The 13974-nt window shown below is 72.9% G+C and carries 15 protein-coding genes and 1 riboswitch; of the genes, 1 reads left to right on the forward strand and 14 read right to left on the reverse strand.

Features of this window, described 5'->3' with window-relative positions; genetic code table 11:
- The first annotated feature begins 108 nt into the window (after positions 1-108).
- Positions 109-357 (forward strand): hypothetical protein, encoded by a 249-nt coding sequence (locus tag HD593_RS37995; RefSeq protein WP_185106734.1) that lies wholly within the window; start codon positions 109-111, stop codon positions 355-357.
- Here the strand turns inward: HD593_RS37995 and HD593_RS38000 are convergent.
- The 14 genes from HD593_RS38000 to HD593_RS38065 all read right to left on the reverse strand — a co-directional run bounded on the left by HD593_RS38000 (position 354) and on the right by HD593_RS38065 (position 13945).
- Entirely contained in the window at positions 354-806 is a 453-nt protein-coding gene (locus tag HD593_RS38000; RefSeq protein WP_312903998.1) for a PH domain-containing protein, read from the reverse strand. The genes HD593_RS37995 and HD593_RS38000 overlap by 4 nt on opposite strands.
- 19 nt (positions 807-825) lie before the next feature.
- Positions 826-1293 (reverse strand): 6,7-dimethyl-8-ribityllumazine synthase, encoded by a 468-nt coding sequence (gene ribH, locus HD593_RS38005; RefSeq protein ID WP_185106735.1) that lies wholly within the window; start codon positions 1291-1293, stop codon positions 826-828.
- Positions 1290-2510: a bifunctional 3,4-dihydroxy-2-butanone-4-phosphate synthase/GTP cyclohydrolase II gene (locus tag HD593_RS38010; RefSeq protein ID WP_185106736.1), complete on the reverse strand. Its 1221-nt coding sequence runs from the start codon at positions 2508-2510 to the stop codon at positions 1290-1292. Before HD593_RS38010 ends, ribH begins: the two co-directional genes overlap by 4 nt.
- On the reverse strand, positions 2507-3169 hold the full coding sequence (locus HD593_RS38015; protein WP_185106737.1) for a nicotinamide mononucleotide transporter family protein: 663 nt from the start codon (positions 3167-3169) through the stop codon (positions 2507-2509). The genes HD593_RS38010 and HD593_RS38015 overlap by 4 nt, the downstream gene beginning before the upstream one ends.
- A complete protein-coding gene (locus HD593_RS38020) occupies positions 3166-3756 on the reverse strand; it encodes a riboflavin synthase (RefSeq protein WP_185106738.1) in 591 nt (196 codons plus the stop codon). Before HD593_RS38020 ends, HD593_RS38015 begins: the two co-directional genes overlap by 4 nt.
- Before the next feature lie 3 nt (positions 3757-3759).
- Positions 3760-5106, reverse strand: a complete 1347-nt coding sequence (ribD, locus tag HD593_RS62285) for a bifunctional diaminohydroxyphosphoribosylaminopyrimidine deaminase/5-amino-6-(5-phosphoribosylamino)uracil reductase RibD (RefSeq protein WP_246546923.1) — start codon at positions 5104-5106, stop codon at positions 3760-3762.
- Positions 5107-5216: 110 nt separating this feature from the next.
- Positions 5217-5347, reverse strand: a riboswitch (FMN riboswitch).
- 76 nt (positions 5348-5423) lie between these two features.
- Positions 5424-6233: an oxygenase MpaB family protein gene (locus tag HD593_RS38030; protein ID WP_185106739.1), complete on the reverse strand. Its 810-nt coding sequence runs from the start codon at positions 6231-6233 to the stop codon at positions 5424-5426.
- A gap of 35 nt (positions 6234-6268) precedes the next feature.
- Positions 6269-6931 carry a ribulose-phosphate 3-epimerase gene (gene rpe, locus HD593_RS38035; protein WP_185106740.1) on the reverse strand — a complete coding sequence of 221 codons (663 nt, stop codon included), beginning with the start codon at positions 6929-6931 and terminating at the stop codon, positions 6269-6271.
- Positions 6932-6943: 12 nt separating this feature from the next.
- A complete protein-coding gene (locus HD593_RS63745; protein ID WP_185106741.1) occupies positions 6944-7939 on the reverse strand; it encodes a phosphatase PAP2 family protein in 996 nt (331 codons plus the stop codon).
- Between the two features lie 33 nt (positions 7940-7972).
- Positions 7973-9535, reverse strand: a complete 1563-nt coding sequence (locus HD593_RS38045) for an RsmB/NOP family class I SAM-dependent RNA methyltransferase (RefSeq protein ID WP_185106742.1) — start codon at positions 9533-9535, stop codon at positions 7973-7975.
- 13 nt (positions 9536-9548) lie between these two features.
- The gene (gene fmt, locus HD593_RS38050; protein WP_185106743.1) at positions 9549-10475 is read right to left on the reverse strand and encodes a methionyl-tRNA formyltransferase; all 927 of its coding nucleotides are present in this window, start codon (positions 10473-10475) and stop codon (positions 9549-9551) included.
- Positions 10476-10479: 4 nt separating this feature from the next.
- The gene (gene def / locus HD593_RS38055; RefSeq protein WP_185106744.1) at positions 10480-11028 is read right to left on the reverse strand and encodes a peptide deformylase; all 549 of its coding nucleotides are present in this window, start codon (positions 11026-11028) and stop codon (positions 10480-10482) included.
- Between the two features lie 72 nt (positions 11029-11100).
- Positions 11101-12438: a hypothetical protein gene (locus tag HD593_RS38060; protein WP_185106745.1), complete on the reverse strand. Its 1338-nt coding sequence runs from the start codon at positions 12436-12438 to the stop codon at positions 11101-11103.
- Between the two features lie 37 nt (positions 12439-12475).
- Positions 12476-13945: a hypothetical protein gene (locus HD593_RS38065; protein ID WP_185106746.1), complete on the reverse strand. Its 1470-nt coding sequence runs from the start codon at positions 13943-13945 to the stop codon at positions 12476-12478.
- Positions 13946-13974: the final 29 nt, after the last annotated feature.

A 13974-nucleotide genomic window follows, 5' to 3' on the forward strand; every position in this document is an offset into this window, starting at 1 on the left:
GCCGCAGCACGCCTTCAGGCTACGTCGACACCCGCTCCTGCGATATTCACCCGGAGCGACCATCACAGCATGTAAAATCCTGCTCACCCAACGAAAGGACGTCAGGGCGTGCCCGTACCCCCCGGCATGCCGGAGTCGTGGGACGACCACCACGTTTCCCCGGCGACGAGAGAGCAGCGTAAGATCACCGCCGCCCGCAGGGCGATCGACGTCGCCCTGCAGACCCGCTTCCTCTGGATCAGCTCGGAGAAGCGCGAGGCCATCGCCACCTGCGAGGACCTGGAGGTCCTCCAGCAGTGGCTGATCCGCATCCTCACCGTCGACACGGTCGAGGAGCTGTTCGCCGAGCCCGGCTAGCCTTCCTGCGCCTCTCCTCGCTGCCTGATCAGGGCGCGCAGCTCCGCCGTGGCCTGCCGGGCGCGGGCCTTCTCCGAGCCCTGGATGCCCATGGCCCCGACCGTACGCCCGTCGGACAGGTCGAGGCGCGGCCACGGATCGCCCACCACCATCGTGACCTCCAGCACCTCCGGCCACGTCACCCGGTGCGTACGGGCGGCGTTGACGATCGTCAGCCCCTGCTCGTCCGCCTCCACCCGCACCCGGCCCAGCAGATGCAGCAGCCACGCCACCCCGCACCCGAACGCCACGATCGCCACCCGGTCCGGCAGCTTGAACGGCTCCGCGATGAAGACCGCCATCGCCACCGCCCCCAGCACGATCACGGCCGCGAAGCCGTAGGCGACGACGCGGCCCCGGCGCGGACGCCAGGTGACGGGCAGGGGCGGAGGGGATACGGGCTCTGGCACGAAGGAAACCTACCGTAGGTCAGTGGAGGTTCCTCAGCAGGAGGGCGGTCTCGAGCGCGGCGATGGCCGACTCGTACCCCTTGTCCTCCTTGCTGCCCGGCAGGCCGGACCGGTCGAGCGCCTGGTCCAGGTTCTCGCAGGTGAGCACGCCGTTGCCGACGGGCGTCTCCTCGTCCAGCGAGATCCTCGTCAGACCGGATGTCACCGAGTCGCACACGTAGTCGAAGTGGGCCGTCTCGCCGCGGATGACCGCGCCCAGCGCCACCACCGCGTCGCAGCGCCGGGCCAGCGCCTGGGCGACCACCGGGATCTCCAGCGAGCCCGGCACCCGTACCACGGTCGCGCTGGCGCCGCTGTCGTCGCACGCCTGCACGGCCCGCGAGACGAGCTGGTCGGTGATCTTGGCGTGCCAGCTGGCCGCGACCACCCCCACCGTCAGCCCCGACGCGTCCGGTACCGCGACGCCCGGCCGTCCTTCCCCGCTCATGCGCTCTCCTCGATGATGTCGTGGCCCAGCCTCTCGCGCTTGGCCTTCAGGTACCGCTCGTTGTACGGGTTCATCGCCACCGGCATCGGCTCGCGGCCGAGCACCTTGATGCCGTAGCCGTCCATGCCCTTGAGCTTGGCCGGGTTGTTGGTGAGCAGCCGGATGGACTTGACCCCCAGGTCGGCCAGGATCTGGCCCGCGTTGGAGAACTCCCGCGCGTCCACCGGCAGCCCCAGCTCCAGGTTGGCGTCGACGGTGTCGCTGCCGTTGTCCTGGAGGCTGTACGCCTTGAGCTTGGCCAGCAGGCCGATCCCCCGGCCCTCGTGCCCGCGCAGGTAGACGATCACGCCGCGGCCCTCCTGCGCGATGGCCGACATGGCGTTGTCGAGCTGCACCCCGCAGTCGCACCGCAGCGAGCCGAACACGTCGCCCGTCAGGCACTCCGAATGGGCCCTGACCAGGACGTTCTCGCCGCCGGCCAGATCGCCGTAGACGAGCGCGACGTGCTCGCCGCCGTCGAGCGCGCTGGCGTACCCGAACGCCCGCCACATCCCGTACGTGTTCGGCAGCCGCGTCTCGGCGACCCTGGTGACCATGCTCTCGGCCCGCCGCCGGTAGTCGACGAGCTGCTCGATGGAGACCAGCGCCAGGTCGTGCTCGTCGGCGAAGCGGCGCAGCTCGGGCAGCCGGGCCATGGTGCCGTCGTCGTTGACCACCTCGGCCAGCGCCCCGGCCGCCGACAGCCCGGCCAGCCGGGCCAGGTCGACGGCCGCCTCGGTGTGGCCGCGCCTGGCCAGCACGCCGCCCTCGCGGTACCGCAGCGGGAAGACGTGACCCGGGCGGACCAGCTCGTTCGGCTCGGTGGCCGAGTCGGCGAGCGTGCGGATGGTCTTGGCCCGGTCGGCCGCCGAGATGCCCGTGGTGACGCCGTCGCGGGCGTCCACGGTGATCGTGTACGCCGTGCGCATGCGCTCCTTGTTGTGGAAGACCATGAGCGGCAGCCCGAGCCGGTCGAGCTCCTTGCCGTCCATGGCCACGCAGATCATGCCGCTGGTGTGCCTGATCGTGAACGTGCACAGCTCCGGCGTGGCCTTGGCCGCGGCGAAGATGAGGTCGCCCTCGTTCTCCCGGTTCTCGTCGTCCACGACGACCACGGGCTTGCCGTTGCGGATGTCCTCGATCGCCCGCTCGATCGGGTCGAGCTTGATGTCGTTCACTGTGCCACCGCCGCCACTCCCAGGGGTCCCGTCCGGTATTCACGCAACCACTTCACGAACCCGACCAGGACCAGCACGAAGAACACCCCATACACCGCTCCGGAGACCACCAGCCCCGAGCTGAACGCCAGCGGCACCCCGACCAGGTCCACCGCCACCCACACGATCCAGAAGTCCACGAGCGCCCTGCCCTGCGCCCAGGTGGCCATCGCGCTGCCGACGAAGATGTAGGCGTCGGCGGCCACCAGCGCCATGCCCTTGAGCCCCGGCACCGACGCGCCCCACGACAGGCCCGTCACGTAGAACAGCAACCCGACGACTGCCGTGCCCACCAGCATGACCGCGATCAGCGTCGACCGCTCCCACCAGTGCGCGGGCCTGACCGGCAGTTGCCTGCCGTCCTGGGTGCCGCGCCGCCACGCCCACCAGCCGTAGATCGCCAGCCCCGCGAACAGCACCTGCTTGAGCGCGTTGCCGGTGACGTGCGCGTTGATCGAAGCGGCGAACAGCAGCACCGCCCCGGCGAACTGCACCGGCCACGTCCACAGGGACTTGCGCATGGCGAGCAGCACCGTGGCCAGGGCGGCGATGTTGCCCACCAGGTCGGTCCAGAGCACATGCGTGCCGAAAATGTCGAATCCGGCGTTGAGCCAGTTCATCTCCTGACCACCAGTCTCTCCACGTACTTCGCGATCACGTCCACCTCGATGTTGACCACGTCACCCGCCTGCCGTTCGCCCATCGTGGTGAGCTTCAGCGTGGTCGGGATGAGGCTCACGCCGAAGCTGTCGTCGTCAACCGTCGTCACCGTCAGGCTGATTCCGTCGATGGCGATCGAACCCTTCTCCGCGACGTAGGGGGCGATCGGCTCCGGCAGGGAGAAGCGCAGGTCGTCCCAGCTCTCGCCCGGGTCGCGGGAGAGCAGGACGGCAGTGCCGTCGACGTGGCCCTGCACGATGTGGCCGCCCAGGCGCTGGTCGGCGCGTACGGCGCGCTCCAGGTTCACCGCGGAGCCCTCGGCGAGGCCGCCCAGGGAGCTGCGGTCGAGGGACTCCTTGATCACGTCCACGGTGAACACGTCGTCCTTCACCTCGACGACCGTGAGGCACACGCCGTTGACGGCGATCGAGTCGCCGTGCTTGGCGTCGGAGGTGACGACCGGGCCGCGTACCGACAGCAGGGCGCCGCCGCCGGCCTGCTCGATGGCCACCACTTCGCCCTTTTCCTCAATGATTCCGGTGAACATCAACTACTCCCTGCCTCGTTGGGTGAAGGGCCGGGCAATAAGCCGCACATCCGGCCCGATGGGGGAAATTTCGTCAAAAGTCAGGCGGTGGAGCCCGGCGATCGTCCCCACCCCTGCGGCGCCCAGCGCGGCCCGCCCCGAGCCGAGCAACGCCGGCGCCAGGTACGCCACCACGCGATCGACCAGCCCCTGCCGCACGAACGCACCGGCCAGCGTCGGCCCGCCCTCCAGGAACACGCTCACCACGTCGCGCCTGGCCAGCTCCCGCAGCAGCGCCTCCAGGTCGAGCCCGCCGTCGCGGCGGGGCAGGCGCAGCAGGTCGGCCTTGAGCGTGGTGCCGGTGTCGTCGGCGATGGCGATGAGGGTGGGCGCCTGGTCGTCCAGCACCCTGGCGGACTGAGGCGTCCTGGCCTCGGCATCGACCACCACCCGCAACGGCACCCGCCGCGACCTCGCGCCCCCGCCCACGAGCCACCCGCCCTCGCACTCCGCGGCACCCTCGCATGTCGCGCCCTCCCGGGTCGCGCCGCCCTCCCGGGTCGCGCCGCCCTTGCGCGTCGCGCCAGCGGCCGAGTGCTCCACGGCGCCCAGCGCGACGGCATCCGCGCCGCCCTCCAGCACGCCACCTTCGCGCCCCGCGCCATCGGAGGCCCCCAGAGCCGCCTCCCGCGCCGCGACGGCCGAGCGCTCCGCGACGTCCCGCGCCGCGGCGGCGGGGCGGGCGGTGAGCTGGGGGTCGTCGGCAAGCACGGTGCCGATCCCGGCGATAATCGCGCCGGAGGCGGCCCGGAGCCGGTGCACGTCCGCCCTGGCCTCGGGCGAGGTGATCCACTTGCTGGTGCCGTCCTCGGCCGCCGACCGCCCGTCGAGCGTGGCGGCGAACTTCCAGGTCACGTGGGCCCGCCCGAGCCGGGCGTAGGTCAGCCACTCCTCGTTGACCCGCTCGGCCGCCCCGGCGAGCACCCCGGTGGTGACGGCCACCCCGTGGTCACGCAGCCGCGCCGCTCCACCGGCCGCCTTCGGGTTGGGGTCGGACACGGCGATCACCACCCGCGCCACCCCCGCCGCCAGCAGCGCGCGGCTGCACGGCCCCGTCCTGCCGGTGTGGTCGCAGGGCTCCAGCGTCACGTACGCGGTGCCGCCGCGGGCCCGCTCCCCCGCCTGCGCCAGTGCGACGACCTCGGCGTGCGGCCCGCCGGCGTACGCGTGGAAGCCCTCGCCCGCGACCCGCCCGGCGGCGTCGAGCACGACGCAGCCGACGACGGGATTGGGGCTGGTGGTGCCGTGCCCGTGCGCGGCCAGCTCGACGGCGCGCGCCATGTGGGCGGCGTCCTGCGCGGGTGTCTCCAACCCCGGGTCTCCTACTCGCCAGTAGCTCCAAGCCACGGCGGGCCCCGGGGGATTTGACCGGGATGCGGCACACGCATCACGGCAGGCGCCCGGCTGGGACACCGGACACCTCGCGCGCTTCCTCCCATCCGGACTTTAACCGTCGGTCCCGGAATTTCACCGGGTCAACCGGCCGATGGCATCGGCCGGGTCGCGGACTGTCACCGCCGGTTCGGAATTTCACCGACCCCGGAGCACGCTAGCTCTCTTCTGCTACCAGTTTGCCATGTCCATGCCCGAGCACGCGACCACCCCCGGCAAAACAAGCAAGCGCTCGGTCAGGCGGCCATGAGCCGGTGCGCCCTCCGCGCCGCCGGGCTGTAGCGGACGTGCCCCGGGACCAGGCCGATCCCGGTGTGCAGGGTACGCAGCGTGGCGGTCGCCCACAGGTCGCCGACCGGCGTGGCGGGCAGCCCGTACAGTCTCCTCGCCCAGCGCGGCAACGTCGCGAACGCCAGCAGCGTCAGCGCGGGCATCGCCGGCTTGAGCGGCGTGAGCAGGCGCGGGAGCGGGGCGTTCAGCGACAGGCGCAACGGATGGGCGGCCTCGGGCACGAACCTCAGCCCCGGACGCTCGGCCTCGATGTAGTCGCGCAGCTCCGCCACCGAGCCGGGCACGTCCTCCGGCGCCAGGCCCACGACCTCGGCGGCCCGCCGCCACTCCGCCACGAACGAGTCGGCCTCGGCGTCCGACAGCCCGACCCCGGCGCGGCGGGCGACCGACAGGTACGAGTCCACCTCGCCCACGTGCACCCAGCGCAGCGCCTCGGGCTCGTCGAGCCGGAAGGTGACGCCCGTGTCGGGGTCGTACGCGGTCAGCTTGGCGTGGATCTTCCGCACGCGGCGGCCGGCCCGTTCGACCTCGGCGTGGGTGCCGTAGGTGCGCACGCGGACGAACTCGGAGGTCCGTACGAACCGGGACCAGGCCTCCTGCGGATCCATCAGCGCCGAGTTCTGCAGCACCCCGCGCATCGCCCTCGGATGCAGCCCCTGCATCAGCAGCGCGCGGATGCCGCCCACCAGCAGGATCGGCTCGCCCATCACCCGCCACGTCACCGAGCGGGGCCCGAAGATCCCATGGTCGCTCATAAGTGGAGAGTTACCCAGGTGATGCAGGGTTCATGTCAGGAAATGGCGCGATTGGCGGCGGCCCGCAGCGCGTCGATCGCTGCCACCGGATCGGAGGCCCCGTACACGGCGCTGCCGGCCACGAACACGTCGGCCCCCGCCTCGGCGCACCGCTCGATGGTGCCGGCGTCCACGCCGCCGTCGACCTGCAGCCAGACCCGGCCGCCGTGCCGCCCGATCAGCTCGCGGGCCCGCCGGACCTTCGGCAGCACCACGTCGAGGAACTTCTGCCCCCCGAACCCCGGCTCCACGGTCATCAGCAGCAGCATGTCGACCTCGCCGAGCAGGTCCTCGTACGGCTCGACGGCGGTGGCGGGGTTGAGCGCGAGCCCCGCCCTGGCGCCGAGCGAGCGGATCTCGCGCAGCGTGCGGATGGGCGCCTTGGCCGCCTCCGCGTGGATGGTCACGCTGCCCGCGCCCGCCTCGGCGTACTGCGGCGCCCAGCGGTCGGGGTCGGCGATCATGAGGTGGCAGTCGAGCGGCGTGTCGGTCGCCTTGCGCAGCGCCTCGACCACGGGCAGCCCAAGGGTCAGGTTGGGCACGAAGTGGTAGTCCATGACGTCGACGTGCAGCCAGTCGGCGTTCGGCACGGCGGCGGCCTCGTCGGCGAGCCTGGCGAAGTCGGCGGCGAGGATGCTGGGCGAGATCTGTACGGCCATGATCCCCCCAGTCTAGTGACCCGCCCCCGCCCGGTCGCCCCGAGGCTCCTTCGCGCTCCGGCTCATCAACCCGAGCCTGATGAACAGCACCGGCGCCCCCACCTGCACCCACAGGGCCAGCACCGCGTACCCCGCGTACGTCCCCACGGGGCCCTCCGGCAGCACTTCGCGCTCGGCGTACCAGATGAGCACCGCCACGACAGTCCCGATCGCCCACCGCCCGGCCCGCGCGCCGAGCGGCCCGCCCGCGTCGAACCAGCCCAGCCGGTACATGATCGACGCCCCCGCCAGCGTGCCCAGCAGCACCCCGGCCAAGGACACGACGGTGTCCAGGCTCTCGGGGTCGATCGTCCCGGCCGCGCCCCAGCCCGGCGGCACCGTCCACCCGGCGTACGGCGCGTTGGCCAGCATCGCACCGCCGATCATCGCGCCGGACAGCACCGCGGACGCGGCGAGCTGCACCCGCAGCCGCTGCCCGCGCCACCACGCCGTCGCGGGCCGCTCCAGCCGCCGCACGAGCACCAGCACCAGCAGCCCGAGCAGCACGCCGGCGACCACGTCCGAGATGAAGTGCACGCCCAGATACACCCGGCTGAGGCACACCAGCACGACGATCACCCCGGCCGTCCACCACGCCCACGGCCTGGCCACCGCCGCGGCGAGCCGCCCCAGCGCCGCGGTGCCGATCTGCGCGTGCCCGGAAGGCAGCCCGAACGCCCCCTCCACGGAGAAGGCGTGGATCCTCGGATCGATCCAGTACGGCCTGGGCTGGTGGGCGGCGAGCTTGCCGATCGCGTTCGTGGTGGCGGCCGCCAGGACGGTGAACCCGAGCCGCAGCGCGAGCGCCGGGTCGACGCACCAGTAGAGCAGCGGCAGGCAGAGCAGGAAGAACGTGTCCGTGCCGAGCACCGACACCAGCTCCAGCACGGGCCGGACAGCGTCGGGCCAGCTCTGGAGCCAGGCGATCGGCCCCAGCTCCGCCAGGTGAAGGTCGTCCAGAAAATCCACGTTCCTGATCGGATCACACGGACTGCCGGCGCGTCACCGGATCTTGCGCAGCAGGGCCAGGAACATCGCGTCGGTGCCGTGCCGGTGCGGCCAGAACTGGGCGTGCGGCCCGTCGCCGAGCCCTTCGATCCCGGGCAGGTGGTCGCGGGCGTCGAGCTGCTCGACGTCCTTCCTGCGCGCCATGACGTCGCCCACCACGACCCGGGTCTCGGCCAGGTGCGGCGAGCACGTCACGTAGGCCACGACGCCGCCGGGGCGCACGGCGTCGAGCGCCGTCTCCAGCAACCGCCGCTGCAGCTTGCCGAGCTCGGCGATGCCCGCCGGATCGCGCCGCCAGCGCGCCTCGGGCCGCCGCCGCAGCGCGCCGAGCCCGGTGCAGGGCGCGTCGAGCATGACCCGGTCGAAGACGCCGGGCCGCCACGCGGGCTCGGTGCCGTCGGCGGTGACCACGGACGCGTCCCTGGTCGTCTCCCAGACCAGCCGCGCCCGGTGCGGCTGCACGTCGGCGGCCACCAACCGCGCCCCGCCGGGAAACGCCTCGGCGGCAGCGCCACCGCCCGCAGAGCCCGGCCCAGCGCCACCGCCTCCAGAGCCCGATCCGGCAACCGCACCCGCAGAGCCCGACCCGGCACCGTCGCTCTCGCCGCCCGCCGCACGACGCCGGGCCTCCTCGCTCAGCCCGGCGAGATCACCGTAAGTGGCGATGGCGTCCAGGAGCCCGGCCTTGCCGCCGGGCCCCGCGCACATGTCGAGCCACAACTCCTCACCGTCACCCTCCACCGGCACCCGGGTGAGCGCGAGCGCCACGAGCTGGCTGGCCTCGTCCTGGACGGCCGCGCGCGTCTCGGCCACGGCCTCGATCTGCCCGGGGTCGCCTTCCCGCAGGTAGGCGGCGTACGGCGAGTAACGCCCAGGAACGGCACCCGCGTCCTCCAGCTCCTCCACCGAGCTGCGCCCCGGCCGCGCGACCAGCGTCACCAGCGGACGGGCGTTGTCGGCGTCGAGCAGGCCGGCCAGCTCGTCGCCCGAGCCGAGCGCGTCGCGGAAGGCCGAGACGATCCAGCGGGGATGCCCGTAGGCGACCGCGAGGTGCCCGACCGGGTCGTCGGCCGGGTCGGGCGCCACGATGGGCACCCACTCCTCCAGCGTCCGAGAGCCGATCTTGCGCAGCACCGCGTTGACGAACTTGGCCGCGCCCTGGCCGATGCGCAGGCGTACCAGATCGACGGTGGTGCCGACGGCCGCGTGCGGCGGGACGCGCATGCGCAGCAGCTGGTGGGCGCCGATCCGCAGCGCGTCGCGCACGTCGGGGTCGGGCGCGCGGTCGCTGCACATCTCGATGATGGCGTCGTACGTGCCGAGCCCGCGCAGCGTCCCGTAGGCCAGCTCGGTGGCCAGCGCGGCATCGCGGCCCTTGATGCCCCGCTCGCGCAGCAGCCGCGGCAGCAGCAGGTTGGCGTACGCGTCGCGCTCGTCCACGGCGCGCACCACGTCGTAGGCCGCGTTGCGCGCCGGGTCCCGCGACGGCCTGCGCGGCCTGCCCGGGCGGTTGTCGCCGCCCCTGCCGCCGGCCCCCTGCTGCCCCCTGGTCTTCATCGCCTCAACCTGATCACTTGAACGTCTCGTCACCGTCGGGGCGAACCCCGCGGGCCCACTCCACGGCCCCCATCAGCCGCTTGCCCTGCGGCTGCACCTCGCCCAGCTCCACCGCGTCGCTGGCCGTCCCGACCAGCACGGCCGTCTTCGTCGCGGCGACCTGCCCGGGCGCCAGCCGCTCCCCGGCGACCACCCGCACCGGCCCCAGCTTCACCCGCTGGCCCCTGAACTCGCTCCACGCCCCCGGGTTGGGCGTGCAGGCCCGGATCAGCCGATCGACGTGCATGGCGGGCTTGGCCCAGTCGACCTGCGCGTCGCCCACGGCGATCTTGGGCGCGATCGTGATGCCGTCGGCGGGCTGCGGGCGGGCCTCCAGGGTGCCGTCCTCGACGCCGTCGAGGGTGGCGGCGAGCAGCCCCGCGCCCGACACCGACAGCCGCTCCAGCAGCGCCCCGCTCGTGTCGGACGTGCGGATCTCCTCGGTCACCACGCCGTAGACGGGCCCGGCGTCCAGCTCCTTGACGATCTGGAACGTGCTCGCGCCGGTGATCTCGTCACCGTGCAGGATCGCGTGCTGGACGGGGGCGGCGCCGCGCCAGGCGGGCAGGATCGAGAAGTGCAGGTTGATCCAGCCGTGCCGGGGCACGTCGAGCGCCGACTGCGGCAGCAGGGCGCCGTAGGCGACCACGGGGCAGCAGTCGGGCTCCAGCGCCCTGAGCCGGTCGAGGAAGGCGGGGTCGCCGGCCTTCTGCGGGCGCAGCACCTCGATGCCCGCCTCCTCCGCGAGCTCGGCCACCGGCGAGGGGTGGACCTTGCGGCCGCGGCCCGACTGCGCGTCGGGGCGGGTGACGACCGCCACCACCTCGTGCCGGGGCGAGTCGATCAGGGTGCGCAGTGACGGCAGTGCCGTCTCGGGCGTGCCCGCGAAGACCAGACGCATGCTCTCAGAGTGCCTTTCCGCCGGTGGCGTGGGGCGAGACCTTGATCACGGGGGCGGACAGGCCGCTCCACTCCGCCTCGCGGACGGCCTTCATGGCCAGCTTGCGCTGCTTGGGGTCCATGCGGTCGATGAACAGGATGCCGTCGAGGTGGTCGGTCTCGTGCTGGAAGCAGCGGGCCATGAGGTCGGTGCCCTCCAGCGTGACCGGCTCGCCGTGCATGTCGAAGCCCTTGGCGACGGCGCGGATCGCGCGCGGCGTCGGGAACGACAGGCCGGGGAAGGACAGGCAGCCCTCCTCGCCCTCCTCGTCGAGCTCGGAGGAGAGGTCGAGGTCGGGGTTGATCAGGTGGCCGAGCCGGTCGTCCACGTAGTACGTGAACACGCGCAGCCCGACGCCGATCTGCGGGGCCGCCAGGCCCGCGCCCGGGGCGTCCATCATCGTGTCGGTCAGGTCCTTGACCAGCTTGCGCAGCTCCTTGTCGAAGTCGACGACAGGGGCCGCCGGGGTGCGCAGCACCGGATCTCCGAACAGCCGGATCGACTGGATCGCCAAGGGGGTCACTCCGTTCTCAAGCGTGGATCAGCCCAGTTTAGTGCAGGTGCGGGCCCGATCAGGTGGCCCGCGCTAGCCGCCGTGGCGGGCGTGCTCCAGCGAACGGGCCTTCATCGCGGCCTTGCGCGCCGCCTTGACCACGGCCTGGTCGTCGTGCGCGCCGGCCAGCATGTCGAGGACGGCGATCGTGTCGGGGTGGCCGACCGCGGGCATCTCGCCCACCAGCTTGATCAGGTCCTCGCCGGGCTCGGGCGGGTCGATCCGGCCCGCGGCGGGGCCCGACAGGTGCATGAGGGCGGCCAGCGAGTCGACCGCGATCCAGGTGTGGTCCTCGGGGCTGAGGGTGGGGGCCTCGAGGTCGCGGATGTGCAGCCAGGAGGCGGCGTAGCGGCGCATCAGCGGATGCTCCAGCGCCTGCCTGACCGGCGCCTCGGCCTCCGGCCCCAGCTCCTCCAGGATCGCGCCGACGGCGCCGCGCTGCCCGGCCGTGCCGGAGGCGGCGATCTCGATCAGGTCGCGGGCGGCCGACTCCGGCGAGCGGCGCTCCAGCCAGCCGGCCACCGCGCTCTGCGTGGCGCTGCCCTTGACCAGCGCCTCCACCAGCTCGGCCGCCGACAGGTCGGCGAACACCTCCACCTCCGCGGCGGTCGGCGCGTCGTGCCCCTCGCGCAGCAGGTCGCGGCGGATGGCCCAGACGCCGAGCGGGGTGAGCGCGGTGCGGCCGGCGGCGGTCTGCTCGACCAGCCCGCAGTACGTCAGCAGCGACAGCGCCTCCAGCAGCTCCGCGGGCAGCGCGGCGGCGATCTTGCGCATCTCGACGGGGCCCGGCGCGCAGGCGACCTCGTGGGACTGGAGGATGCCGCGGGCGAGGTTGGCCGTGGCCACCCCCGACCGTACGGAGTAGATCGTGGCCAGCATCTCGGCCAGGTGACCGTCGACCACGGCGGAGCCGGTCAGGCCCTCGTCGGCGCGATCGAGCACGTCCATGACCACGCCGTCCCAGAACTCCAGCGTGGCCTCCACCGTGAGCTGCATCGACAGCGGCCCCCGCGAGGCGCGGCCGCCCAGGATCTGCAGCAGGCCGGTGTTGACCGCGACGATCCAGATCAGGCGCAGGCGGGCGGCGGGCAGGCCGAGCTCCTCGGCGGCGGCAGCGGCGTCGGCCTCGGACAGGTGCATCTCGGGGGTGACCTGCCGCTCGCCCGTCCACGCGGTGAGCCTGATGGCGTCGGCCACGAGGGGCACGGCGGGCACCGCCCGGGCCAGCTCGGCGTCGGCCGCCAGCAGCACCGGCGGGAACGTCAGCGCCTCATGCTCCACGTGAGTCTCCTCAGGGGGCCGTGGAGGCACGGCGGCCTGCTCATCGATCAGCTTGCGCAGCTCGGCGAGGTCGAAGACGTTGTTTGCCACCCACGAAACTTACTGCACACCGGTCACATGAGCGTACTCAACGGATGCTCCGGGAGCGGGCTTTGAACGCGGCCTTGCGCGCCGCCTTGGCCACCGTACCGTCGGGGATGGAACGTCCGAGCAGCTCCAGGACCTCGACGACGTCGGGGTGGTCGACCCGCCACATCTCCTCGATGAGGTGGGCAGGGGGGCCGGAGGCGGCCATGTTCTCGGCGAAGATCTCGGGGTCCTCCTCGGCCGCGGGCATGGCCAGGGCCAGCATGTCGACGCTGACCCAGAGCAGCTCGTCCTGGGTGAGCGGCGGCGCGGGCAGCTTCCTGGCGGCCAGCCAGTGGATGGCGTGCGGGCGCAGCTCCTGGTCCTCCAGGTAGCCACGGACGGCGGGCTCGGCCTCGGAGCCGAGACGGTCGACGATGGTGATGGCGATGCCGCGGGCCACCGCGGGCGCGCCGGAGGCGGCGGCCAGCAGCTCCGCGGCGGCCTCGCCGGCGTCCCTGCCGGACAGCCAGCGGCTGATGTCGTCCTCGGCGATCTCGGTGGGCACGCCGTCGAGCAGCCCCTCGATGAGCCCGAGCGCGTCGGACTCGGCCAGGTCGGGCGCCTGGGGCGCGTCGACGCCGAGCGAGAGGTAGTGCTCGCGCAGCCCCCAGACGCCCAGCGGCGTCAGCTCCGCGCAGTCGCCGGCGACCCTGAGCAGGCCGGTACGCTCCAGCCGGCCCAGCACGGCGGCCAGATCGACCTCGCCCTCGCCGGCCAGCTCGTCGAGGTACTCGCCGATCACGGTGACGGGCACCCGCACCTGGAGCCGGTAGATCATGTCGAACAGGTCGTACAGCCCCTCGTCCAGGGCCGCCGAGCCGGTGACCGCGCCGCCGGTGTCCTGCTCCAGCAGGTGGGCCACGCGCCGCGCCCAGGCGTCCAGCGGGTCGCCGCCGCCTTGCAGCGGCTCCTCCGCCAGCATCGGGACGCCGGCCAGCGCGGCCCGCAGCTCCTCCGGCGCGGCCAGCCGCACGGCGGGCAGCGGCGTGCAGCCCGGGCAGTCGCAGGGCGCCTCGCCCAGGTCGGGCAGCTCGCCGGAGGGGATGGCGATCGACTGCTCGAGCGACTCGGGGCCGATGGAGCTGAACAGGCTCTTGGCCATGCCGAAGTTGGAGGTGTCGGCGAGCGCCTCGGACATGCGGGGCGCGATGTCGTCCAGCCGCTCGCGCATCCGCGCGGCCGTGTCACCGCTCACCTGGGCGGCCTCGGCGAGGTAGTCGACGAGGGTGCGGGCGGCGGCGACGGTCTCCGGCGCGCTCTCCGGTGGAGCGATGACCTTGCGCGGGTAGATGGACAGCAGGAGCTCGTCGAAGGTCTCCGGAGTGAAATCACCCAGTTCGTTGACGTTGAGGTAGTCGCTGGCGTAGTCGCAGAGCAGGCGGACCTCGTCCGCGTCCACCTCGACTTCCCGCGCACGGCCCCATGCACGCAGGTCGTCGATGGCCTGGTTCACCCATTCGATCGACACAGGGGCACGCTAACGGGTGACCAACGGAT

This window comes from Nonomuraea rubra, from assembly GCF_014207985.1.
GTDB classification, from domain to species: Bacteria; Actinomycetota; Actinomycetes; order Streptosporangiales; family Streptosporangiaceae; genus Nonomuraea; species Nonomuraea rubra.